This is a genomic window from Hymenobacter sp. GOD-10R (genome assembly GCF_035609205.1).
In the GTDB taxonomy this organism is placed as follows: Bacteria; Bacteroidota; Bacteroidia; order Cytophagales; family Hymenobacteraceae; genus Hymenobacter.
Genome location: NZ_CP141184.1, coordinates 2,683,391 through 2,707,712 on the forward strand (window position 1 = coordinate 2,683,391; position 24,322 = coordinate 2,707,712).

At 56.8% G+C, this 24,322-nt stretch carries 19 protein-coding genes; 5 read left to right on the forward strand and 14 right to left on the reverse strand.

Annotated elements, in window-relative coordinates; translation table 11 throughout:
• Window positions 1-234: 234 nt before the first annotated feature.
• The 6 genes from SD425_RS10800 to SD425_RS10825 form a co-directional block, all read right to left on the reverse strand.
• Complete coding sequence (locus tag SD425_RS10800; RefSeq protein ID WP_324678345.1) at window positions 235-1,755, reverse strand: glycoside hydrolase family 32 protein; 1,521 nt, start codon at window positions 1,753-1,755, stop codon at window positions 235-237.
• 105 nt (window positions 1,756-1,860) lie between these two features.
• The gene (locus tag SD425_RS10805) at window positions 1,861-2,757 is read right to left on the reverse strand and encodes a carbohydrate kinase (protein WP_324678347.1); all 897 of its coding nucleotides are present in this window, start codon (window positions 2,755-2,757) and stop codon (window positions 1,861-1,863) included.
• Between the two features lie 83 nt (window positions 2,758-2,840).
• A complete protein-coding gene (locus tag SD425_RS10810) occupies window positions 2,841-4,178 on the reverse strand; it encodes a sugar porter family MFS transporter (RefSeq protein WP_324678349.1) in 1,338 nt (445 codons plus the stop codon).
• A 225-nt stretch (window positions 4,179-4,403) separates the two neighbouring features.
• Window positions 4,404-6,125, reverse strand: coding sequence for a RagB/SusD family nutrient uptake outer membrane protein (locus tag SD425_RS10815; RefSeq protein WP_324678351.1), 1,722 nt, complete (start codon window positions 6,123-6,125; stop codon window positions 4,404-4,406).
• Between the two features lie 21 nt (window positions 6,126-6,146).
• The gene (locus SD425_RS10820) at window positions 6,147-9,323 is read right to left on the reverse strand and encodes a TonB-dependent receptor (protein ID WP_324678353.1); all 3,177 of its coding nucleotides are present in this window, start codon (window positions 9,321-9,323) and stop codon (window positions 6,147-6,149) included.
• Between the two features lie 700 nt (window positions 9,324-10,023).
• Entirely contained in the window at window positions 10,024-12,813 is a 2,790-nt protein-coding gene (locus tag SD425_RS10825) for a substrate-binding domain-containing protein (protein ID WP_324678355.1), read from the reverse strand.
• A gap of 202 nt (window positions 12,814-13,015) precedes the next feature.
• Between SD425_RS10825 and SD425_RS10830 the strand changes: the two genes are divergently transcribed.
• The 3 genes from SD425_RS10830 to SD425_RS10840 are packed head-to-tail and all read left to right on the forward strand — an operon-like array spanning window position 13,016 to window position 15,547.
• Window positions 13,016-14,188 (forward strand): acyl-CoA dehydrogenase family protein, encoded by a 1,173-nt coding sequence (locus SD425_RS10830; RefSeq protein ID WP_324678357.1) that lies wholly within the window; start codon window positions 13,016-13,018, stop codon window positions 14,186-14,188.
• Complete coding sequence (locus SD425_RS10835; RefSeq protein WP_324678359.1) at window positions 14,181-14,936, forward strand: PIG-L deacetylase family protein; 756 nt, start codon at window positions 14,181-14,183, stop codon at window positions 14,934-14,936. The genes SD425_RS10830 and SD425_RS10835 overlap by 8 nt, the downstream gene beginning before the upstream one ends.
• 11 nt (window positions 14,937-14,947) lie before the next feature.
• Window positions 14,948-15,547: a class I SAM-dependent DNA methyltransferase gene (locus tag SD425_RS10840; protein WP_324678362.1), complete on the forward strand. Its 600-nt coding sequence runs from the start codon at window positions 14,948-14,950 to the stop codon at window positions 15,545-15,547.
• 38 nt (window positions 15,548-15,585) lie between these two features.
• Here SD425_RS10840 and SD425_RS10845 read toward each other — a convergent pair whose 3' ends face one another.
• From SD425_RS10845 to SD425_RS10880, 8 genes are all read right to left on the reverse strand, one after another.
• On the reverse strand, window positions 15,586-16,797 hold the full coding sequence (locus SD425_RS10845) for a glycosyltransferase (protein WP_324678363.1): 1,212 nt from the start codon (window positions 16,795-16,797) through the stop codon (window positions 15,586-15,588).
• Between the two features lie 348 nt (window positions 16,798-17,145).
• A complete protein-coding gene (locus tag SD425_RS10850; RefSeq protein ID WP_324678365.1) occupies window positions 17,146-17,592 on the reverse strand; it encodes a nuclear transport factor 2 family protein in 447 nt (148 codons plus the stop codon).
• Window positions 17,593-18,259: 667 nt separating this feature from the next.
• Window positions 18,260-19,117 carry a DUF4097 family beta strand repeat-containing protein gene (locus tag SD425_RS10855; RefSeq protein WP_324678367.1) on the reverse strand — a complete coding sequence of 286 codons (858 nt, stop codon included), beginning with the start codon at window positions 19,115-19,117 and terminating at the stop codon, window positions 18,260-18,262.
• Entirely contained in the window at window positions 19,114-19,986 is an 873-nt protein-coding gene (locus tag SD425_RS10860; RefSeq protein WP_324678369.1) for a hypothetical protein, read from the reverse strand. The genes SD425_RS10855 and SD425_RS10860 overlap by 4 nt, the downstream gene beginning before the upstream one ends.
• Window positions 19,934-20,842, reverse strand: coding sequence for a HEAT repeat domain-containing protein (locus SD425_RS10865; RefSeq protein WP_324678371.1), 909 nt, complete (start codon window positions 20,840-20,842; stop codon window positions 19,934-19,936). The genes SD425_RS10860 and SD425_RS10865 overlap by 53 nt, the downstream gene beginning before the upstream one ends.
• 9 nt (window positions 20,843-20,851) lie before the next feature.
• On the reverse strand, window positions 20,852-21,376 hold the full coding sequence (locus tag SD425_RS10870) for an RNA polymerase sigma factor (RefSeq protein WP_324679523.1): 525 nt from the start codon (window positions 21,374-21,376) through the stop codon (window positions 20,852-20,854).
• Between the two features lie 293 nt (window positions 21,377-21,669).
• A complete protein-coding gene (locus SD425_RS10875; RefSeq protein ID WP_324678373.1) occupies window positions 21,670-22,038 on the reverse strand; it encodes a DoxX family protein in 369 nt (122 codons plus the stop codon).
• Between the two features lie 161 nt (window positions 22,039-22,199).
• The gene (locus SD425_RS10880; protein ID WP_324678375.1) at window positions 22,200-22,646 is read right to left on the reverse strand and encodes a helix-turn-helix domain-containing protein; all 447 of its coding nucleotides are present in this window, start codon (window positions 22,644-22,646) and stop codon (window positions 22,200-22,202) included.
• Between the two features lie 273 nt (window positions 22,647-22,919).
• Between SD425_RS10880 and SD425_RS10885 the strand changes: the two genes are divergently transcribed.
• Entirely contained in the window at window positions 22,920-23,543 is a 624-nt protein-coding gene (locus tag SD425_RS10885; protein WP_324678377.1) for an FMN-dependent NADH-azoreductase, read from the forward strand.
• 356 nt (window positions 23,544-23,899) lie between these two features.
• Window positions 23,900-24,301 (forward strand): hypothetical protein, encoded by a 402-nt coding sequence (locus tag SD425_RS10890; protein WP_324678379.1) that lies wholly within the window; start codon window positions 23,900-23,902, stop codon window positions 24,299-24,301.
• Window positions 24,302-24,322 lie beyond the last annotated feature (21 nt).

Consider the following 24,322-nt stretch of genomic DNA (forward strand, 5'->3'; position numbering starts at 1 on the left):
ATATCCTACGCTTAAGCTTGCTGTGTGAGAAAATAATCATGCGCTTAGAATCAAAGTGTGCACCGGTGCTAATACGAAGGTATATGAATATAGTTTAAATAAGATTAAATTATTTCAACGCACTGGCTCAAGCAGCTTGAGGCTAAAACAGATTGCCCCACTGCTACGGACCCCGATTCTTAAGAATTGGGGTCCGTAGCAGTGGGGCAAAGTACCAGGAGGAGACCAGTAAGCTTATTTAAGCGGCGGCGTCATGTTGGTATAACCTAGCTCTTGCACCGTGAAGGCGCCAGCCGATTTTAGCTTGAGCGTAGATAATATCTCTGAGGGGAAGAATAGCTCGCTCATCACCGTTAAGCCTTGGTCAGCAAACAATTCCACCGAGCTAGCATCGAAGAGGAGGGTGAGGTCGGTGCCGGGCGTGGTGGCGAGGCGTGGGGCCGTATGACGACCCGCAAACTTGTTGCTGAAGCCGCTTTGTCCGGCCTTGGTGCGGTCGATAAAATACTGGTTCTTCGCCTTGTCGTAGCCGATGGCCAGTTCCTCTCCCTTGCTGTTCGATAGTACCAACGAGAAGCTAGCCAGCTGCTTGGTGCTGAGCTTTAGCTGAAACTTGTCGCCTGTATTCTTGATTTTCGAGGCTAGGTCGTACTCCTTCGATACCGTAACATCCTTCAAGGTAACGCTGGGCTGGGCTAGCTTGCTAAGCTCCTTTACGGGTTGTGAGGTCAGGTAAATATCCTGGCCTACTTGCTGCAAAGCTAGCTCGCGGGGCACGGTGGTGGCGTTGCGCCAGGGTGACGTCGGTACTTGGTTGGCGTACTCCCAATTGCTCATCCACCCCAGAAAAATGCGGCGGTTGCCGGTGTTGTTCCATGTTACGCCGGCGTAGTCGTCGGGACCATAGTCGGCCCACTTGGTTTTGGTGCTGCTCGGAGTGAATGTCTTGCCGTCGAAGTTGCCGACGAAGTACTGCGTAGCCGAGCCACCGTTAGGCCCGCCGGGGTTTAGGTTGACGATGAGTACCCAGTGGGTTTTACCGTTGAGCGTAAGAGGAAATAAATCCGGGCATTCCCACACGCCGCCGTGGGCCCCCAGCTTCTCGCCAAACTCGCTGAGCTTGGTCCAGTCCTTCAGGTTTGGCGAGGCATAGAATGTTATACGGTCCTTCGTGGCAAGGGTCATCACCCACTTTTTACTGGCTTCGTGCCAGCTCACTTTTGGGTCGCGGAAATCCTGAATGCCAGGGTTCTTGAGCACCGGGTTGCCGGCGTATTTCGTCCAAGTTTTGCCCGCGTCGAGGCTGTAGGCTAGGCTCTGGTTTTGGTGTTTGTTGGTGCCCTTCTTCTCCTCCTTCGGGTCGTGGTGGGTGAAGATGGCTACCAGTGGCGTTTGGCCGTTTTTGCCAAAGCCCGAGGTGTTCTTGCTGTCCACCACGGCGCTACCCGAGAAGATGTAGCCTAGGCTATCAGGATAAAGCGCAATAGGTTGTTCCTGCCACTTCACCAAATCGGTGCTGGTGGCGTGGCCCCAGTGCATGGGCCCCCACACCATAGCACCTGGGTAGTACTGAAAGAACAAGTGATAGGTGCCCTGGTAGAATACCATGCCGTTGGGGTCGTTCATCCAGTGCGCGGCCGGGCTGAAATGGTAGGCCGGACGGTATTGGGGCGTAGCAGGAGGCGTGGCGTTTTGCGCGTGACTACGCGACGCCAAGCCTGCGAAGGCCAGCGCCAACAAGATTGTCTTTTTCATGGGTGGGCGGAGTATCGGCGAGTAGCTGTCGATTCGCAGTTGCTATCACCGGCTGTAACCTGTCAGAAAGCACTGCCGCAAGTGGCAGCTGGGACTCAGCAATTATTAGCTATTTATGGTCGATTGAGTCAACAACTGAGTGACGTCGGCTTCGGAAAGGACGGGCGTGGCACCTTGGTAGGTAGCTACTAGTGCGCCCGTAGCGCAGGCGCGGCGCAGACATTCTTCCGGCGCAAGACCAGCTTGCCAGCCCGTAAGCAAAGCCGCTAGAAAGGCGTCGCCGCTGCCAATGGTGTCCTTCACCTCCACGGAGAAGCCGGGGCTGTGGTACAGTTGGCCCTTGGTCCAGAGCTGGGCGCCGTCGGCACCTAGGGTCACGCACACGGCCTGTAAGCCGAAGCGTTGCGCCAGCCACTCCAGTGCCGAGTCGTCATCGGCATTCTTCCCAAACCACGCCAGAATTTCGGCTAGCTCGTGGTGGTTCATCTTTACTAAGTCGCAATGCTCCAATAGGTATTGCACTACTTCGCGGGTGTAATGCGGCGGGCGCATGTTCACGTCGAACACCTTGAACTTAGCTTGCTGCAACAAGCGGTAGAGCGTTTCGCGCGTGGCAGGGGTGCGGGCGGCTAAGCTGCCAAACACGAACATATCGGCCTCGCTGACAAGGTCGCTCAGCGTCTCATCGTACTGAATATAATCCCAGGCGACGGGCTGTACAATTTTGTAAACCACTTCGTTGCGGTCATCCACGTTGGCTTTCACCACGCCCGTGAGGTGGGTATGGCCTTGTTGCATGAAGTTGGTGTGCAGGCCGCGTTCGTGCAGAAAATCTACCAGTTCCTTGCCTAGGTCGTCGTCGCCGATCCGACTGATAAGCTCAACCGACTGGCCAAGCTGGTGCAAATGAATGGCTACGTTGAAGGGCGCGCCGCCGGGCTGCTTGCCGGTGGGGAGCACGTCCCAAAGGGTTTCACCAAAACAGACGATGGTATTAGGCATAAGATCTCAGTTTGTAGAAGGCTTGAACATCACGCTTCGCGGGGCGGACGCCAGATGAAACATGACGTTCAAGTTGTTTTATTCTAATGAATTACCAACGTTTTTTCCAATTGCTCCAGACTAGTGCCTTTCGTTTCGGGCATGATGCGCCACACAAACAGCAACTGGAGCACCATCATCGCGCAGAAAAAGGCGAAAGTGTTGCCGCCGCCTAGCTTCTCGGCAAAGTAGGGGAAGGTAAACGTGATGATGGCCGCCATCACCCAGTGCGTTGAGGAACCTAGGGCCTGACCCTTGGCACGCACGGCATTCGGAAAAATCTCGGAGATGAACACCCAGATAACCGCGCCTTGCGAAAAGGCGAAGAACCCGATGTAGACAAACAGTAGCATCGGCACCAGCATACCGCCAAACTCGCCGAATTCCTTCAGGTAGAACGCTCGAGCCACTAAACCTAGGGTAGCAATCAGGCCAAAGGAGCCCACGAGCATCAGCTTGCGTCGGCCAAACTTGTCGATGATGTTGACGCCAAGCATGGTGAAGATCAGGTTCACCAACCCCACGCCCGCCGACGACAGCAGCGCCGAATCCTTACCGAGCCCAGTCATTTCGAAAATGCGCGGGGCGAAGTAGATGATGGCGTTGATGCCCGACACCTGGTTGAACACTGCGAACAGCACAGCCAGCATCATGGGCTTGCGGTAGGAGCCCGCCAGCAATGATTCGCCGCCACCGTCGGCTTTATCGTTGGCGTTGGAGGTCAGGATGGTCGTCACGTCTTGGTCGGCGGTGGTAGGGTCGATGCGGCGCAGCACGTCGCGGCCTTCCTCCACGCGGCCCTGGCTCAGCAGCCAACGGGGGCTTTCGGGTACTTTAAACAGGAGCAGGAAAAAAGCGAGGGCAGGAGCGGCTTGTACGCCGAGCATCCAGCGCCAAGCATTGTCGCCGAGGTTAACCAACAGATAGTTAGAAAGGTAGGCAATGAGGATACCGAACACCACATTGAATTGGAACATGCCCACCATGCGCCCCCGGTTAGCCGCCGGGGCCACTTCCGAAATGTACACCGGCGCCGTCACCGACGAAGCGCCCACCCCGAGGCCACCTAAGAAGCGGAAAGCCATGAAGGCGTACCAGTTGGAGGTAAGGGCTGCCCCCAAGGCCGATACCAAGTAGAACACGGCAATCCAGATCAGCGTCTGCCGCCGGCCTAGCTTGTCGGAGGGAATACCACCGAACATGGCGCCGAATACCGTCCCGATCAGTGCAACGGCAATGGTAAAACCGTGCTCTAGCAGGTTCAGGCCCCAGAGCTGCTGAATGGCTTTCTCAGCCCCGGAAATAACGGCCGTGTCGAAGCCAAACAAGAAGCCGCCCAGCGCGACGACAATGGACCAGAAGAAGACGTTGCGGTTTTTCATTGTAAAGGGATTCTGAAGTATTGCTTTGGAAGCTAGGATTAGAACCTAGCTCCCCTCCTCAGATGAGGAGGGGCTGGGGGTGGTTGACCACGCGTGAGAACTATTTATTATCTCTAGTATTCTAGCTCTAGTGTTTCAACCACCCCCAACCCCTCCTCATCTGAGGAGGGGAGCTAGACCTAGCTTTTTAGTTTGGGTAGCTGGTAGCAATTGGGAATGAGTTGTTTACCAGCCATGGTTCTGCTTGTAAACGCCTTTGCTGAAGTTGATTTGGTTCAGCGGAATCGGGAGGTACTCGTCGCGGCCCTTGGTGAAGCGGGCATCTTTCAGGTGCGGACGCTTCACTTTCTCCTTGTCGAAGTAGGTGTTCAGATAGTCGCCGGCGATGCCCCAGCGCACCAGGTCGAAAAAGCGGTAACCTTCCAAGGCAAACTCCAAGCGGCGTTCGAAGCGCAGGGCCTCGCGGGCGTACTGCTGATTCCACTGAGCGGCGCTGTAGAGGCCGATTTTATAGTTGGAAATGGGCTGTCCGCTGGTGGTTTTTAGGCGGGCCGTGCTGTTCTGGGCACGCTGCCGGATTTGGTTGATGATGGGCAGGGCTTCCGTTTGGCGACCTAGCTCAATGAGGGCTTCGGCCTTCCACAACAGTACATCGGCGAAGCGGATGATGGTCCAGTTTTTCGAAGTGCTCATGAACGGCGGCGTCTTCTGAAAGCTAGGGTCGGAAGGCAGCACGTTTTCCTTCATCGACATGAACACGCCATAAGTATTCTGGTCGCGCAGCCACGAAGTTTGGAAGATGAACGCGGGGTCGTACTTGTAGGGGTGCGACGGGATGCCCACCGAGTGGTCGAGGCGTGGATCGACGGTATTCCTCTGAAAATCAACGGCGGCGCTTAGGTCCGAGTTGTTGAAAGTGGTGAACAGCGGCAAGCCCTGAGCATCCGTCTTGAAGGCGTTGACTAGATTCTGGCTAGGCTGGTGAAAGCCGCAGCAGCCGTAGTCCGGATTCATGGGGTAGTTCAGCTGATTGCCGCGGTCAGTGCGGCCTTTGGGCGTACCGTCATTGCGCGAAAACTGAATGGCGAACACCGATTCCACGCCGTTGTCACCGGCCGTGAGGAAGTTGGTGGCAAAATCAGGGTGCAGCGAGTATTTGCCCGAGGCAATAACTGCATCGGTGAGCGTCACGACTTCTTGGAGCTTCGCCGGGTCGGTGCCCGTCACGGTGTTGTTGTCGCTCTGCTTGTAGGCCTGGAATAGCAGCGTCTTGGCTAGGTAGGCCTGGGCCGCTGACTTATTAGCGCGGCCGATTTCGGGCTGCGTAGCGGGCAGGTTAGCCACCCCAAAGCGGAAATCCTCGGCAATCTTATCCCATAGCTGGTCGCTGGTCAGGGCCACGTTCGAAACGGTATTGTACTGGTCGGTGGGCACCGTTTCGTCGATGTAAGGGACCTGCTTGAACAGCTCCTTCAGCAAGAAGTAGAAGTGCCCGCGCAAAAACCGGGCTTCCGCCTGCCGAATAGCTTTCGTGGGCATGGCTGCTTCGCTGACCGCGTCGAGGCGGCGCAAGGCATCGTTGGCGCGGGAAATGCCGATGAAGAGCAGGAACCACACCTGGTCCGTATTGCCAATATCGACGCGGTTGAAGGAGAAGGTTTCGTAGAAGTGAAAGGCATCTACGTCGGCCGTACCGTTGCCGCCTTTGTAGGCGTCGCCGCCGCGCACGTTGCCGTAGGGCCACATCGATGTGTAGGGAGCGGTATACACATCGTTGCCAAGCTGCGAGTACGCCGCAATGACTTGTTTATCAATGTTGGCGGGCGTGTTCAGGTCTTCGTTGGTGAGGGAGCCTTTGGGGTCCACCTCCAGGAATTTTTTATCGGAACAGCCGAAGGAAAGCGTTAGGAGCGAAAGCGCCAGCACGCCGGATTTGATCGTTTTCATGGGAGTAGGGCTAGCTGGTAATTAGAAGGATACGTTGAGGCCAGTAGTGAAAATGACCGGGATGGGGTACTGGTAATAGTTGGTCAGCTCCGGGTCGGGGCCGCTGAAGGATTTGCTCTTGGCGGTGAACAGGTTCTGACCCTGCACGTAAATCCGCACGGCTTGGAGCTTGGCTTTGCCGATCAAGTCGGTGGGCAGCGTGTAGCCGAGCTGAATGTTACGCAGCTTCAGGTAAGAGCCGTTTTCGACGAAGTAGCTGGAGGCGCGAGCTTCGTTGTTGCTGTTGATGAGCGTGACGGCTGGGATAGAAGAGCCCGTGTTTGTCGGCGACCAAGCGTCGAGGGTGCGCTGACCCCAGTTTTCGCCCGAGGCAATGGAGGCGAAGTCGGTGCGGAATTTTACGTTGTTGTACGCGTCGAGGCCCTGCACGCCTTGCAGAAACACTTGCAGATCAAAGCCTTTGTAGCTGGCACCTAGGTTCAGGCCATAAGTGAAGTTGGGCACTCCTTCCGTAATCCAGGTTTGGTCGAAGTTGTCGACTTTGCCGTCGCCGTTCAGGTCCTTGTACCGAATGCGGCCGGGGGCAGCGCCCACTTGTGTGGCGTGGCTAGCTACTTCGCCTTCGTTCTGGTAGATTCCATCGGCTACGTAGCCGTACACCGCGTTGATGGAGTGGCCTAAGCGCGTGACATCCTGGCCATTACCGCCGTAGGCGTTGATCACTTCGTCGGGCAGGAAGGTGAGCTTGTTGCGATACGTGGAGATGTTGCCGGTGATGTTGTAGGCAAACTTGTTACTCAGCTCATTCTGGTAGCTCAGCAAGAATTCCCAGCCTTTGTTCTGAATGGAAGCGCCGTTCACGTACTTGTCGCCGCCTTCGCCCACTGCCCCTAGGTAAGGCAGGTTCACCAAGATGTCCTTGGAGTTCTTCACGAAGTAATCGACGGAACCAGTAATCTTATTCTGGAGAAAGCCGAAGTCGGCACCTAGGTTGGTCTGGGTAGTGGTTTCCCACTTCAGGTTCGGGTTGGGCTGCTGAATGCGGCGGTAACCGGAAGGTAGGCCGGTGTCGTTGCCGTTGATGTCGTAGGCTGTGCCCTGGTCGTAGTTGAAGTTCGGATCGAGCGTACCGAGCAGCGACTGATACAGACCACGCGAGGCGAAGTTGTTAATCTCTTGGTTACCCGTCTGCCCCCAACCGGCGCGCAGCTTGAAGTCCGTCATGGCGGGCACTGTTGTCTTCAGGAAGTTCTCCTCGCTGAGGCGCCAGCCCGCCGATACGGCCGGGAACACCCCGAAGCGGTTATCGGCACCAAAGCGGGACGAACCATCACGGCGCAACGTGCCCGAAATCAGATATTTATCGGCGAAAGAGTAGTTGACCTTGCCGAAGAGAGAAGCTAGCTTGTAAGCCGTGGCGGAGCCGCCGTTGTCCTTGTTGGCCGCGCCGGCGTCTAGGTACATGTAGTTCGGGTCTTCGCTGGCAAAGTTGGTGCGCGAGGCGTAGGAGCTTTCTGAGTAGTAGCTGATGCGCTCACTGCCCGCTAGGAAGCTCAGCTGGTGCTTGGTACCTAGGGTTAGGTCGTAGTTCAAGGTGTTCTGCAACACCCAGTTACCATAGAAGCTGTTGGTCTCCGTCAGGCGGTTGTTGGCCTCCGATAGAAAGCCAGACGTGTAGGTTTTGTAGATGTTGCGGTACTTGAACAGCGAGTAGTCGATGCCGAAGCTGCTGCGTAGGTGCAGGCCTTTTATCACTTCCAGGTCAGCAAACACGTTGCCGAAGGCCCGGCCAGTGTTGGAGCGGTTCTGCTTGTTGTCGTTCAGCACCCGCAGCGGGTTGTCCCGGTCGCTCATGCCTGCCACGGGGCCGCCCCAACCCACGCCGTCCACGGTGTGCACGGGCACGATAGACGGCAGCTGGCTCGACCGGTCGCGTACGAAATCAATAGCCACTTCCGACTGCCGAGACTTCACCAATGTGAAGTTTTCGCCGATCTTCAGCTTGTTGTTGAAGAAGTTGTAGTCGGAGTTGAGGCGGGCCGTGATGCGGTTGAAGCCCGTGTATTTCAGCGTGCCCACATTGTCGTAGTAGTTCACCGACAGCAACATGCTACCCCGCTCGCCACCGTTGCTCAAGCTGAGGTTATACGACTGAATCAGGGCAGTTTGCTGCGTCTCCTTAAACCAGTCGGTGTTGGCCGAGCGCTGGGATTTGGCCGCGTCTATAAATTCCGGCACAACGACTTGGTCGAGTACGGGCCGGCCGTCGGGACCTAGGTGCTGCTGGAAGGAGTAGAATTGGCTGGTAGGATTGAGGTTGCCGTCGTTCACGGCCGCCTGCCAATACACCCGGCCGTAGTCCTGGGTGTTGAGCATCTTCAGGCTCTTGCCAGGCTTTTGTGCGGTGAAGAAGGTCGAGAAATCAACCCGGCTAAAGCCCTTCTTGGCTTTCTTGGTCGTGATGATAATCACGCCGTTACCAGCTCGTGAACCGTAGATGCTAGCCGCCGAAGCATCCTTCAGCACCTGTATCGACTCAATGTCGTTCTGGTTGATCTGGTTGATGCCCTCGCGGGTGGGGATGCCGTCGATAACGTAGAGCGGGTCGTTGTTGCCGAGGGTGCCGATGCCGCGGATGCGAACCGTAGGGGTGCTGGCCGGCGAGCCGGTACTCGTAATGCTGACGCCCGGCACCCGGCCTTGCAGGTTACTGACGGGGTTGGCCGCCGGCATGTCTTTGATTTGGTTTACATCGACTACCGCCACCGCGCCGGTCAGGTCAGCTTTGCGCTGAGTCTGGTAGCCGGTTACTACCACTTCATCTAGCGCTTTCGTGTCGGGGGCCAGCGAAATGGTGATGTTCGTGCGACCCGCCACGGCTACTTCTTGGCTTAGGTAACCCACGGAAGAAACGACCAGCGTAGCGTTGTCGGCCATGGTGAGAGCGAATTTGCCGTCGCCGTCGGTGGAGGCGCCGTTGGTGGTGCCTTTCACGACCACTGTCACGCCAGGTAGGCCCGCGCCCTTCTCATCCGTGACTTGGCCAGTCACTTTAATATCAGCCCAGAAATCGTTTGCAGCACCAGCATTTGCAAGCGCAGTTCCCGGCCCGGCGGGATGCGCAGCCACGATCATAGGCGTGGTAGCTAGCAGCGTGGGTAGCAAAAGCCGCCGCGCTAAGAGTACACTTTTTTGCATGGGAATTGGAGAAAGGAAAATGAGGGAATGGATGTGTTGGAGTGTAGCGCCCGTCGTGGGAGCTAGCTTGAAATGCCAGAAGAAGCGTCTGTGCAAGTGCCCCGAAAACGATTGCAGCCTGTGAGTAGTAAATAGGCTACAGAGGCGAAAGCAGGAGAGGAGCAGAGCAAGTGCGACTGGTTCATGGTTCAAAGGTCAGCCGAAAGTACCCCGGCAGGCTAGCTCGATTATTTCAAATACTATAACAAATAGTTCACGCTGGATTATTTATGTAATTATCTGTTAATAAGCGAGTTGTTGTTTTATATGTTGAATTAATGATAGCCGGAGTATCACTAATGATACCTCACTTTAGAAATTGATACAGCGGAAAGCTCCTAGGTAATAACCTGATAGTACCAAAGCCAGAACCTAGCTTACCTTAAGCAAGCCGAATGGGTGATGGTCTAAACAACAATGGGCCTACGACACCAAAGTCGTAGGCCCATTGTCTCTATAAGCTAAGCACTGCATGCCTGCTGGTCGGACGCGTTAGGCGTCCGACCGGTTGTCATCTGCACCAAGCTAGGAGCATCGTTCTATTAGTTTGTTCTGCCGACAACTGGTCGGATGCTAGGGCGCCCGACCGGCAGGCAACACATGCTGGCTGCTTGTGCAACGCTATCGGCCGTACATCTAGCTAGTGGACCGGGGCGGAGCTTTACACACTCGGTGTGGTGTGAAGCGCCCGGAACTCAGATGGGGAAATCTGGTACTTGCCCTTGAAGCTAGCCGAAAAGTAGGAGGGCGAGGTGAAGCCCAAGCGGTAGGCCACCTCGGCAATCGTCAGCTCGGAGTCGAGCAGCTGCTGGCGGGCTTTGGTAAGGCGGATGCCCTGGATGAAATCCGTTACGCCAGTGCCGAGCAAGGCTTTCACCTTGCGGTAGAGCTGCACCCGCGAGATGCCGAGGCTGCGGGCGACATCCTCCACGCTCAGCTCCGAGTTAGCTAGGTTCGCTTCTATAATAGCAGTAAGGTCGGCCAGAAACTTCTGGTCCACACGCTGGGGCGCCACGGTAGCGGTATCCACCGACAGCTCGCGGCGGAAATGCTCACGCTGCCGCTCGCGGTTACTCAGCAGCGTGCGTAAGTTTTCGAGCAGAAAAGTGGGGTTGAAGGGCTTTGTGAGGTAGAGGTCGGCGCCGGCTTGTACTCCTTCTACCTGCTGCTCGGGCGCATTGCGGGCCGTGAGCAGCACGACCGGGATGTGCGACGTGCGCCAATCACCTTTTAACTGAGCTACTATTTCCAAACCACTGATTTCCGGCAGCATCACGTCGCAGACAATCAGGTCGGGAATGGTTTCGGCGGCCAAGCGTAAGCCAGTGGCGCCGTCGGTGGCCGTTTTTACTTGAAAGTGCGTGCGGAGCTTCTGGGCCAGAAAGGCATTTACCTCCACATTATCCTCAATCACCAGCACCAGCGCTTCGTTTTCTTTGCCGCTACTGAGCACCAGAGGCGCATCTTCAGGGATCGAAGGCACGCCAACTTCTTCGGTCAGGGCGAGGCTAGGAGACGGCAGCGAAGAGGCACTGCGTAACTCGGCCGGTAGCTCCAGCGGCAGCGTCACAGTAAAGGTGCTGCCCTGGCCGGGTTGGCTCGTGAAAGATAGCTCGCCCTGGTGCAGACGCACAAGGCCCGTGGCCAAGGCTAGCCCCATGCCCGAACCCTTTGCCACTTCCTGCTGCCCCTGGTAAAACCACTCGAAAATGTGAGCTTGGTCCTGCTCGCTGATGCCACTGCCGGTATCCTCCACGCTGATACGCACACTGCGCTGGGCTGGCACCCGCTGAAGGCTGACCGTGATTTGACCGCGCGCCGGCGTGAATTTCAGTGCGTTAGATAACAGGTTGAACAAGACCTTGTCCAGAATATTGACGTCAAACCACAGCATAAGGCTCGGCTCAGCGGGCAAAAAGCGCAGAGCAATACCGCGCTGGCGGGCGGGCTTCTCAAATACATCCATAATCTCGCGCACGAAGGCCACCACGTTACCCTCGGTGGCGCGCACGGGCATCTTGCCCACGTCGATTTTGCGAAAATCCAGCAGCTGATTCACCAGTTGTAACAGGCGCTGGGTGTTGCGCCGCACCAAACCTAGGTCATGGCGCTGGGCGGCGGAGAGGTCGGCGCCATTGGTGAGCAGCTCTTCCACCGGTCCCATGATGAGGGTAAGGGGCGTGCGCAACTCGTGCGAGAAGTTGGTGAAGAAGCGCAGCTTGGCTTCGGTCTCCACTTTGGCGCGGTCGGCAAAGGCTTGAATTTGATTGCGCTGGGAAAGTATCTCTTGGTTTTGATTGCCTAGCTGCTGCGTGATACGGCGATTGACCCGAAATGCCCGCCACACCACAACTCCAAGCACCATCGCACCGAGCAACGCCGCCGCCAAGATGTACAGCACGGTTTGCTGGCTGGTGTAAGTCGCCAATTGGGCCTGAAGTAGGCGTTGCTGGCGCTGAATATCCTGCTGCTGACTAGCTAGCTTTTCGGTTTGCATCTTCATCGTCAGCACGTTGGTCGAGTCGATAACCATGGTGCTGAGGATGTTCTCTTTATCATAAGGCTGCTTACGCAAGACCTTCATCGCCGTGCGAATAGCCTCTTCGCCGCCGGGCGAATACAGCATCGTGGCGTTGATGATGCCATCTTGTACCAACTGAATACCACCGCGCGTGCCTGGTAGGCCGTCCACGCCGATAATCTTGATATGGCGGTCGAGGCCTAGCTGCTTGCAGATTTGGTAGGCACCGAGGGCAAGACGGTCGTTGTGGGCGAAGATGAGGTCGATGTTGGGGTGGGCGCGCAGCACGGCAGGCAGGCGCTCTAGTACCGACGGCCGCTCCCAGTCGCTATTCATCTGGGCGGCAAGCCGAAGCTGGGGATAGGCTGCCAGCGCTGCGGCGAAGCCGCGGTGGCGGTCGATGGCCGGCGAGCTACCGGGGGCTCCTAGCACTTCTAGCACGTTACCTTGGCGCCTGAGCAGGTTGGCGGCGTAGTTGCCCGCCGTCTGGCCTACCTCCACGTTGTTGCCGCCCACGTAGGCCGTGTACAGTTTGGAGGTAGTGCGGCGGTCGAGGATAACCACTGGAATACCACGGTTGTACACTTCCTCGATGATAGGCGTAACGGGCTCGGTTTCGTTGGCCGAAACAATCAACAAGTCAATGCCTTCGCGCAGAAACTCCTTGATCTGCTGCTCTTGCAGGGCGCTGCTATACTGCGCGTCCTTCATCTGAAAGCTGACCTCGGGGTGAAAGCTCAGTTCCTTTTTCATCCCGGCCAGCATGGCCAGGCGCCAAGCGTCGCCGTTGGTACACTGAGAGAAGCCGATCCGGTAACGATGCACTGGGGTAGCAGGCGAGCAGGCGCTGACTAACAACAGCAAGCTCAAATAGATACACTGCGCCAGGAAAGAAAATTTGCTCTCCCAAATGGCAGCAAGGGATTTCATAGCGGAAGGTGGGCAGTTAGAAGCTGAGCAGTAGGCAAGATCTGGTAGCAGATCCTAGCTTAGCCGTAGGGCAACCTACGAAAGTAAGCAAGCTGAGCGACATTCGGCCGGTTGATGCTCGAAGAGGGCACGCCATAATCATGTACGGATGAGCTAGCCTCAACGAGTAACAACTACCTTACTGTTCAGGTTAAGGGAAGGTATGCTATCTGTTACTGCCCTCCAACAACCCTCCACGCCCCCTCTCGTTGCTGCTACAACCCCCGAGCAAGCAGCTGCGGAGCTGGCGCCACGCCTGGCCGCACACGCCGCTTTCTCCGACCAGGAAGGAGGCTTCCCCGCCGACGAAATCGACTGGCTACGCGACGCGGGCTTGCTCGTAGCACCGTTGCAGGCGCAATGGGGTGAGAAGCCGGCAGCCCTCGGAGCTCAGCTGGAAGCGCAGCTAAGGACGCTGAAACACGTGGGCCGCGGCAACCTAGCTATCGGCCGCGTGTACGAAGGCCACGTCAACGCGCTGCAACTCCTGCAACGCTTTGGGCGCCCCGAACAGATAGCCCGTTGGGCTGCCGATGCGGCCGCCGGTCATTTGTTTGGCGTCTGGAACACTGAGGCTCACGATGGCGTGCACCTCGAGCCGCTGCCCGACGGCCGTTATCGGCTACGCGGCAGCAAAACGTTTGCTTCGGGGGCGGGGTACGTCACGCGGCCCTTGCTCACGGCAGCGTTGCCCGATGGCGGCTGGCAGATGATCGTACTGCCCGCGGATCAGCAGGTGCCAGCCCTCGATAAGTCCTTTTGGCGCCCTCTGGGTATGCGCGCCTCTGCTAGCTTTCGAGCTGATTTTACAGGTCTTGAATTAACAGCCAGTGACTTACTCGGCCAGCCTGGCGACTACTACCAGCAGCCCGGCTTTAGCGGCGGAGCCATTCGGTTTGCAGCCGTGCAGCTAGGTGGGGCAGAAGCGGTATTCAACGAAACCCGTCATTTCCTGAGTAAGACGGGCCGCACCGACGACCCTTACCAACGCATGCGCCTCGGTGAGTTAGCCGTGTTGATAGAGAGCGGCAACCAATGGCTGCACGGCGCGGCTACGCACGCGGCCCGGCCCGCCGCCGATACCGACGCGGAAGCTACCGTGGCTTACGCCAACCTGACGCGCACGGCCATTGAGGGAATCTGCTTGCAAACGCTGCAACTCGCTGAGCGGTGCGTAGGTGCCCGCGGCCTGTTGCGCCCCGAACCATTTGAACGCCTGCACCGCGACCTGACGCACTACCTGCGCCAGCCTGCCCCCGATGCTGCCCTCGCCGACGCTGGCCGGTTTGTGTTGGCTAAGTCCGCTAATCCAGCTCATACGCTGTGGGATGAGTAAGGTGGAACTCTTGTCCTTAGAGACACTGCCGAACCAGCCGGTAGCTTTTATTAAATCGCTGGGACGTACTGTTGTCATAGCGCCCCACCCCGATGATGAGTCGTTGGGCTGTGGGGGGCTGATGGCCACGTTGCGCGCAATGCTGGTGCCAGTGGCGGCGGTGCTCATCACCGACGGTACCATGTCGCACCCCCATTCACGCAAGTTTCCGCCTGCTGCCAGGCGAGCATTGCGCGAAGCAGAGTTTGCCGAAGCCCTAAGTTTGCTGGGGGTAGAAGCGGATGCTAGCTTACTGCTCGGGCTGCCCGATGGCGCGGTAACTGATCTACCACCAGCTGCCTTCGAGCAAGCAGTAGCCAGTCTAACAAAGTACCTAGAAGATTGGGCTCCCGCTACCATCGTGGTGCCATGGCGCCGCGACCCGCACCCCGACCATCGGGCTACCAGCAAGCTGGTACAGGCGGCAGTAGCTAGGTTACCTATAGCACCGCGGGTGCTCGAGTACCTAGTATGGGCCTGGGAACGCGCCGCCCCTGACGACTTGCCCCGCTCTGATGAGGTCACCGGCTGGCGCCTCGATATCAGCACAGTACTGGCGCAAAAGCAGCAAGCTATTGCGGCTCATCGGTCTCAAATCGATGGCATTATCGACGACGATCCTACGGGCTTCCAACTGGCTCCGCAGATGCTGGCGCACTTCGCCCGCCCCTACGAAGTGTACGTGGAAGCCCTTCCTTCACTACAATGAAAACCTAGGGCATGAACCAGAACCAACCCAATACGTTGCCGCCCACCTATTTCGAGCAGGTGTACCAAGCCAATGCCGACCCGTGGCAGTTTGAAACTAGTCCGTATGAGCGTGAAAAATACGCCACCACGCTCGCCGCTTTGCCCCGACCTAGCTATGCGCACGCGTTTGAAGTAGGCTGCTCGCTGGGCGTGCTCACGGAGAAGTTGGCGGCTCGTTGCGCGCAATTGTTGTCGATTGATGTGGCCCTGGAGCCCTTGGCGCGCGCCAAAGCCCGGTGCGCTAACTTACCGCAGGTCACGTTTCAGCAGATGTTTCTGCCGCAGGAGTTTCCGGCACAACACAACTTCGATTTGGTGCTCCTCTCGGAAGTGGGTTACTACTGGAACCTCGCCGACCTAGGTCGGGTGGCCGATGGTTTGCTTGCCCGCATGGTGCCCGGCGCGCACTTGCTGCTCGTGCACTGGACGCCCGTGGTGCACGACTATCCCCTCACCGGCGATGAAGTGCACGAGTTTTTTCTAAATCGCGCTACGCCAGAAGGGCCTTTGCAGCACCTGCACGGCGAGCGGTACGAGCAGTACCGCCTCGACTTACTAGAAAAGCGTTAAGCACCGTTTACTTGATTAAGCCAGGCTCAGGCAGGTGGCTACGCCTGGGTCGGGTGTAGCCAATCGTGCTGGCGCAGGAGCTGGCGCACTTCTGCTAGGGCTTCTCGCAGCGGAACGGGCGGCCACCGCTCCAGCCATTTTCCTGCTTCTTGCCGCGTTTGCTCAACCCAATGCCAAAGCTCCCCAAAAGTCTTGGACGCTTGCAGAAAGTGGGTGAGAGCTGCCTGCGGCACACCGAGCGTGCTGGCCACTTCCTGAATCATCGGCGCGGCAAAGCTAGGTTCTGGAATCTGTTGCCAGACGTGGCGGAGTTGGCGCCGGGCAGTCCATTCTTGTTGTAACCCGCGCGGGCACTCCACGCAAGGCTCCTGCTGCTGTTGGTGCAACAAAGCCCACTGGCGCAGCTGCCACGAAAGCCCTACGGCCACGCGCCCCGTGAGGCGATTCGACGTAACTACCTGTACGGCTGGACTATGACGCACGCGCAGGTCGTGGTGGCGCAGGGCTTGGTACAAGGCTTCATCTTCCAGGTAAGGCACCACGGGCAGGCCACCCACGCGGCGGTAGGCTTGCGGCGTAAGCGCCAAGCTAGCACCAAAGTGTTGGTGGTGGCGCGGCCACGGGTCAGCAGGGTCAGGGTCGACTAAGCTTTCCAAGCGGGCCCGCAGAATGCGGTACGTGGCGTCGCGCAGGTGCTGGTAATGCACCGCGCACCTAGTTGCCGGGCTGGCATTCGTCAGGATGCGGCCTCCCACGGCATCGTTGCCCGCGCCTAGCTCCGCCTGAATAGCAGCCAACCAGGTAGGGGCTACGTGCGTGTCCGCATCGGTACTTGCCAGGAAGGTGTTTGCGTTGCGGGTGTGCTCAAGGCGGCGACAAGCTTCGTCCATAAGCAAGCGGCGCGCCCACCCAATATGAGCTTCGGCAGGCGGCAGTGTTACTTCTACCACGTGCACCGCCACATGCGGGTGCGCTTGGGCAAAGCTCCGGGCCGTGGCTGCCGTGGCATCGTCGCAATTATTAGCCAGCACGATTACCTCGTAGCAGCGCGGGTCGAGGGGACGACCAGCGAAGTCGACTTGCGCGGCCAGGGCTGCCAGCGTTTGTGGCAGGCGCTCCGCCTCGTTTTTGGCCGGAACAATCACGCAAGCGAGCAGCTGCGGTGCGGGCGTCGTCTCAATAACCAAACTAGTTGGTATTTCCACCGCATCAGTCAGCGTACTGACCCGAGAAGGCGTATCCTGTTGCATTAGCAGAGCCCAGAATTAGGCCATCTGCAAGCGCTACGGTAGGCGGAGGAGGGGCTAGTGGTAGGAGTGGGTGAGGGGAAGCTACAGGTCATAGGTGCTACTGCCTGCTGCGAAAGGAGAGGCAATAAAGAAACTGAGCTGTAGATAAAAAGTTAAGTAGAATTAATCTAATGAAGCTCAACCTTTATACAAAAGCCTAACCAGTCTGTACTGTCTAGCTTCCTTCGGACGAGCTAGGTGCTACTTTCGGGAGGCAAAGCAGCAGATTATCAAGGGGGACTTTAACGCAAAAGCACCTAGCTCCAACGGCTTGCCGTCAGAGCTAGGTGCTTTTGTACTTTCGAAAGACTACTTAAGCGTCAGCGCGGGGCTTTCGGCGTAGGAGCGTACTTGGTTGACCACCTTCCACTCTCCATCGATTTGCAGCAAGCTGACAAAGTCAACCACATGGCCATTCGACGACTCTCGTTCGACGCGAGCTACAGCGGCGGTGCCTTGCAGGTCGATGTAGGCGATACGACCGGGTTGCTGAAAGTCAGTGGTTTTGGCAGAAGCTAGGGTAGGCTCTGCTGCATTCTTCGTAACCAGGGTGCCGCTTTGCACTTGCATAGTTTGGGCGGAAGGCAAGTAAGCTTGGCTTGCAGCGCCGGCATCAGCGTTGTTAAGTAGCTGGCTTGTAAGCGTTTCCTCAATGCGGGCTATCTGGTATTTAGTTTTTGCAGAAAGGCGCTGAGCGAAGGAAACAGAAGCGAAGCTGATGAACAGAAGGGCGAGGAAAAGGACTTTGGTTTTCATGGCTTGGAAAGGCTGGAAGGAGAAAGGAAAAGGAAGGAAGAGTGGTAGAAAGGAGCGTAAAGGGGCTGAGGGAAGCTCAGCAATAGGAGAGCAGAAGGAAAGGACGAAGGAGCGAGGAAAGGAGGCCTACGGGGTCATCGAAGTGGAGCTTGCGTTGAACTTATCGGGCAATAAGGAGCTGTTCCAGGCGGCCGCGGTTCCGCTGGGTGCCCTCGTGCGAGGATGCCTTCAACTGTGGTAGGAATGCTCGGCTAGTGAGCATCGGTGCAACGTCGGGATAGATACCGGCAGGCGGTCAAGGGTTGTCTGGAGTTGCAAAAAAATGCGGACCGACTTACCTGCTTCTGGTGACGTTGGCGCCTGGCGGGCGTCGCCCCGGTTGGGCGGCTACGACGGCCAGGACGTTGTTCGAAGTAGTGATACAAATGTAGTGGAAGGTACTATGTGACGCAAGGTACCTTGGATATATTTTTAAATTTTCTTGCAAATATTTTTGGGCTTGCTTTAAGGTGTTGTGTAAATATCTGATTTATAGAAGTTTATAAATAAATAACTTGCTATGCTTCAGGGCTTTGCTCATCGTCTAATTGCGTAGCAAAGGTGATCTTTATCCGAATACCTAGCTGAGTTTCCGGATTATGAATAGGTTACTATGTTGTTAGCGGACCTATTTAGCCTTGCGGATATAGATATTCCCGTTCAAGGTCTTCATCATCACTTCCGATCCGCCACCGTTGAGCTTGCCGTACGTCCAATTGTCGACGTTCACACGGTAGGTGCCGCCTTCGTTCGTACGGTTTATTTTGGCAGCGCTTTTCTCCGTCACCAGATCAAAGTCGCTGTAGATTTCGCCCTGGTCGGATTTCAGCTTCAGTGCCGCTTTGGTGTTGCTAGGGAAGGTCACATCAATAGCGCCATTTACGCTCGAAAAAGCCATGGGCGTGCTGGTGGTCACGCTTCTGAATGTGGCCGTTACGGGTCCATTCACCGTGTTGGCCACGGCCGAGCCGCTTACGTCTTTCAGCTGAATACCGCCGTTCACGTTGCCTACCTCTAGCTCGCCCGTCACGTTCTCCACCACAATGTTGCCATCCTGCACGGTGCTAATCTGCAAGGAGAAATGTTGCGGCACCTTGATGACAAGGTTGACGGGGTGACGATACGAGTCGGTTTTCACGTTGATGCGGTTGTCGTTTTCGTCCACAGTAAGCTCCACGCCCGAGTCGTTATCGATGCGCCGTAGGCCATTGGCATTGGCCGGGATAGGTCGGGTAGCAGTGCGCTTCCCTTCACGGGAGCCTGCATCGATTATAACATCTTTGCCCGAATAGCCCACCACATTGATGGAGCCGTTCACGAGCTTCACGCGGAGCATGCCGGGTTTGCCAGGCGAACTGAGTGGGACGACGAGCTGGTCTTTGTCGCCAGATTGGGCTAGGGTGGGGAGCGAGGCGCCTAACAGCGCCGTGAGCAAGCTAGCTCGGAGCAAATGGCGGGTAGCAGTAGGAAGAAAGGTCGTTTTCACTTGGTTTGCTGTTTAATCGTTACGTCGCCGTTGAGGGTCTCGAAGCGGAAGTCTTTTCCGCCTTTGCCGAGTCGCATGGCCGTATCCTTGTTGAGTTTATACCGGGTGCCGTTGCCGCTATTCTGCTTGTTTTGCGTGACTTGCGCGGGCAGCGTTTCTGCGTTAGGAAAATCGGTGAACAGCTCGCCGTGCATGCTTTTAAAGTGCACGTCGGCCGAAACATCCTTGGGGTAGCTCACGATAATTTGCCCGTTAATGGTGTGGTAAGACGAGGCGCCCTCGGGATTTCCCACGTACGAAGCTTCCACATTGCCATTCACTGTGTGGGCCTTGGTAGTGCCGCGGACGTTGGTGAGGGCAATAGCACCGTTCACGTTGTAGGCTTCCAGCTTCCCGGTCACATCTTGAATCGTGAGCTTGCCGTTATTCACCGTCGACACGTGCAGATTCAGCTGGCGCGGCACTTTTACCACGTAGTTGAAGGTGTAGTGGTAGTCGATTTCCTTGTGGTTCCAGTTGCCACGGCCGTTGTGCGGGCGCGAGTCGTACGGAGCGGCCGTGTACGCCACGATGCTGTCGCCGCGCTGGAGAAAACCGAGTTGCGCTTCCTTCTTGCCTAACTCCAAGGTTTGTGGGTCGTCGGCCCGGATGATCTTGGTGGCTTCAATCACTACTTTGTTGCCGTCGTAGCCCTGTATGCTCACGGCACCGTCGATGTTGTAGAGTGCTAGCACAGTGCGGCTGGCGTCGGAGGTGACGGTGAACTCTTTGCTGATCTTTTCGGTGGCTTCGCGGTCTTGGGCCATCGCTTGGCAGCTAGACAGTAGTAGGAAGAGTCCCGTCAGTTGGGGGAGAATGGAAGGTTTCATCGTAGGGTTGGTTGGGAGTGGAAGTGACCGGCTGGCCATTCGACAAAGACTTAAGGCTTTCCTTGATTTTACCGCGCACCGCTTCGTTCAGCTCCGGGTCTTTCAGCAAGCGGCGCAAGGGTTTCACCGAACGCTTTTCCTGCAACTGTACCATCACATCGGCCAGCGCCGATTGCACCAGCGGCGACTCCTGGTGGGTCAGTGACTGCACTAGCCCCTGGCGCACAGCTGGTTCTTGGGCGAGCTGGGTGAGGGCTTCGAGGGTGGCGAGGCGCACGTTCACGTTTTCGTCGTGGTTCAGCGTGCTCAGCAGGGCTTCCACTACTTTGGGGTTGGCGGTGCTCAGCTCCTTGGTGTAGCTCACCGCCCGCAGGCGCTCGGTGGCGGAGGGGTTGTCGATGAGGGAGAGGAGCATCACCTGCCGCATGTCGGCTACCTGCTTGGTGAGGGTAGCGAGCTGCTGGTTATCGGCAGTCGGCGCGGGCTGTTGTTTGTTCAGCCAAAACCCGACGGCCACGCCAACCCCAACCAACGCTAGGCTATACGCCAGCCGTAAGGCCTGCTGGGGCGTGAAGACGTCTTGCAGCCACTGCCACACGGCGGCCCAGGAGCTAGGTTTGGTTTGCGTTTCTTCCTTATAAGAGGCAAGCATGGCGTAGAATGCCGGCCGCACATTTTCGCTAGGCTCCGGTACGGGCACTCCGCTCATGGTGTACCATACTTTCTGCATGGCTTGCAGCTCCTCGCGGCACTCAGTACACTCCTCCAGGTGGGCCGCCACGGTAGCGCGTTCCACCTCGGGAAGTTCGTGGTTCAGGTAATCGATAAGCTGCTCTTGGGCGTGTTCACAATTCATTATCTATCGTCAGTTTTCAATTCGTAAGTAAATGGTCTTCAATTCGTTCATCGCCCGGTGCACCCGCACTTTCACGGCGCCTTCCGTGGTGTTCAGCACCCGGGCAATCTCCTCATACTTCAGCTCCTGAAAACGGCTCAGCACCAGCACTTCCCGGTAGTCGTCGGAGAGGTGGGCTAGGGCCCGATGCAGGGTTGCTACTTCCTGTTCCCGTTGCAGCTTCTCGTCGGCCCCGGCGCCCCCGCCAATCTTCTCCGTCCAATCGGCTACATCGGTGTGGCGCGCGTTGTGGCGGTTCTTCTTCACGTGGTCGGCCAGCACGTTGCGAGCTAGGTGGTACATCCAGGTGCGAAACTCGCCTTCCCCCGTGTAGGTGTGGCGGTATTTCAGCATCCGGTAAAACACGGTTTGTACCAGGTCCTCGCTGGCTTCTGCCTGGCCGAGCATGTGGTAAAGAAAGCCGAACAACTTCCGGTGGTAGCGCTCGAAGAGCAGGCCCATTCGGTCGACATCGCCGGCTTTCACCCGGAGCATGAGCGCATTATCAGTAAGCGTATCCAACCGGGAGAGAAGGTTTGGTGGGGGTGATTTTGATGTGGACACCGCCCTGCGGCAGAGAGGTTACAGCTAGGTGCAAACTTTTTTTCAAGTCAGCTAAAATGCCAATAGCGCGAAGCTCCGGCTTCGCGCATCGTTGAACGATTAAAGCTAGGTTCGCCCTGGGCTCAAATCGTTCAACGATGCGCAAAGCCGGAGCCTCGCGCTACATACTATGATACTATAACTGTTCGGCTAGGTCCTAAACCTGGCCAAGCCACTGGGTTACCCTAGGCCACTACCGAAGCCGGCCGCCGTAGCCAGAGTACCACGGCCAGCAGTGCCAGCAGCACCAAAGCGGGTAAACCGCCGGCCAGTCCACCCGGAATCTTCGTGGCGTGCATAATGACCGCGCCCACCATAATAATGATTAGTCCGATGGCTGCTAAGCGGGTGAAGCGTGGAACCAGCAACCCGATACCACCGAGTAGCTCGGCCGCCCCAACAACATAAGCCAGCGCACCGGGCAGCCCCATGCTGCTGAACATCCCTACGGTAGCCGTTAGGTCGGAGAGCTTCTTGAAGCCCGAAGCAATGAATGCTAGGCCTAGCAGAACCTGTAAAATCCAGGCAATGATGTTGCGAGTGGAGGAAGACATAATAACTAGAATAACGGTGAAAAGAAGACGATTCAGCCCGGCTGCTCTAGCGGCCGTTCAGTAGGCGCAAAGGTGGAGGCTAGGTGGTTTATTTCGACTAGTAGTTTACCAAAGGATACCGGTATCCTTCGGTAAACTACTCTGATAGCTAGGCGTTTGCGCTAGCCTGCTTTCTTCACTTCCGCTGCCTTGTCCGGGTGTTCCTTGGTTAAGCGTAGTACCGAGTCCGGTTCATCGGCTGCTGTCGACGGGTGCATGATGTGGGCGCGGTGCAGCTGTCCCCACATGCGCAAAGCATCAATAACGGGGAACAGGTTCTCGCCATAGGGCGCCATAGTGTAGGTGACGGCCACCGGCACCGTTTCGGCCTCCACGTGGCGGGTGAGTAGGCCATTCACTTCCAGCTCCTTGAGCTCTTTGCTGAGCATCTTGGCGGTGATGCCGGTCACGTCGCGTTGCAGCTGCTTGAAGCGCTTTGGGCCATCGATGAGGCCGACGATGATGGGAAGCTTCCACTTGCCGCCGAGCAAGTCGAGGGCGTCGCGCACGGAGCGCATGGCGCCGTTGCATTCTTGGGAATTTGCGGGTCGATGATAAGGCTGTAGCATGCCCTAAAGGTCGCTCTAAATCAGGTTTGTATCCTAGAGGATACCGGTATCCTTTGGTAAACCACTAGCCGAAATAAACCACCTAGCCTCCACCTTTGCTCGCACCAAACCAACACGAGTAGCCACTCTGAGCAGGCCTGTTGCGCGCAGGGTCTGCCCACGCTTGGCACCAACGGTTGGGATTGGGTTTTCACTAGCAGCAACCTAGGTATCCGACCTAGCCCAGCCGCACGGCACGTTGCGCTTTCTACTCTTCATTATTCCCTTTCGACCATGCACATTCTGCATATAATCTCCAGTCCCCGCGGCAACGCCGCATTTAGTATTCAACTATGCAACGCCGTGATTGACAAACTGTTGGCAGCTAACCCCGGTAGCACAGTGCAGGTATACGACCTCACCAACAAGTCCTTCCCGCACATGGAAGAGGTGTACCTGCAAGCCATTAACACGCCCGCCGAGCAGCACACACCTGCCCAGCAAGACGCCGTGCGCCACTCCGACGACGCCATTGCCGCTCTGCAAGCGGCTGATACCATCGTTATTGGCGCGCCCATGTACAACTTCGGAATTTCGTCCACGCTCAAAGCTTGGCTCGACCACATTGTGCGGGCCCGCGTCACGTTTCGCTACACCGAGCACGGGCCGCAGGGGTTGGTGGAGAACAAGAAAGTGTACATAGTTACTTCGAGTGGAGGCATTTACTCCGAAGGACCCATGGCGAGCTATGACTTTGTGGTGCCCTATCTACGGGCCGTGCTAGGCACTCTCGGCATGACCGACTTGACGGTGGTACGGGTAGAAGGCACCGCCATTCCCGGCGTTCAGGATACCGCCATGGAGAAGGCCCTAGCTAGCATCGACGTATCATCTGCCCCTTCGCTGGTAGAAGCGTAGTAAGCTGCTTTCCCAACCAAAACGGCCTGCCACAGACCAGTATTCTTGCTGGTTTGCGGCAGGCCGTTTTGGTTTTAGCGCTTGCCCAACTAGGCCAGATTTTTCCCGCTGGTCGGAATGACGTTCTTGTTTCCAAGGTCTATTGACATAGATTCTTACGCTATTATGCGCTCAACAATGATAACCAGCTTTTATACGTTGACGCAAAATGACTAGGCCGTTGCGTTAATCCTAGCTTTTCCATTCTAGTCTTCGCTATGCTAAAGTCTATCCTGTTGAATAGTAGTGCACTCGTCGCAGTAGCAATCCTGTGTAGTACTGAGGAAGCACTGGGTCAAACCAACTGCTCTGCGCCCATGCTTAAAGTATTAAGTAATAACCAGGAAATACCTGCTACGGGCAGCGCCTTGGTACCTAGGGTCAGATTGCGCGTGACGTCGCCCGACGATTGTGCTGAACAGGGGCACTACCGGTTCCGGAACGCGTTGATAACAGTGGTGCGCCGCGGTCGTCCTGTTATTCCCTCGATGATCGTAAATCAACCGGACGTGAACCTGGTGCCGTGGACAAAGTATTGCCAGCCGGGCGACCATATTACCTTCTTCATTTCTTACCACGACATAGCGGTAGTAGCTGCTGATGGCTCGCTACAGCCTTACTCACTGCCCAAACGTGGAGAGATCAAAGGAGAGAAATTTGACATTCGTACTGATCAAGCGAAGGGCATCAGCTTCACGTGGCCTCTGCTGAAGCCTTAGATTACAAGGGAGTGTTTGCTT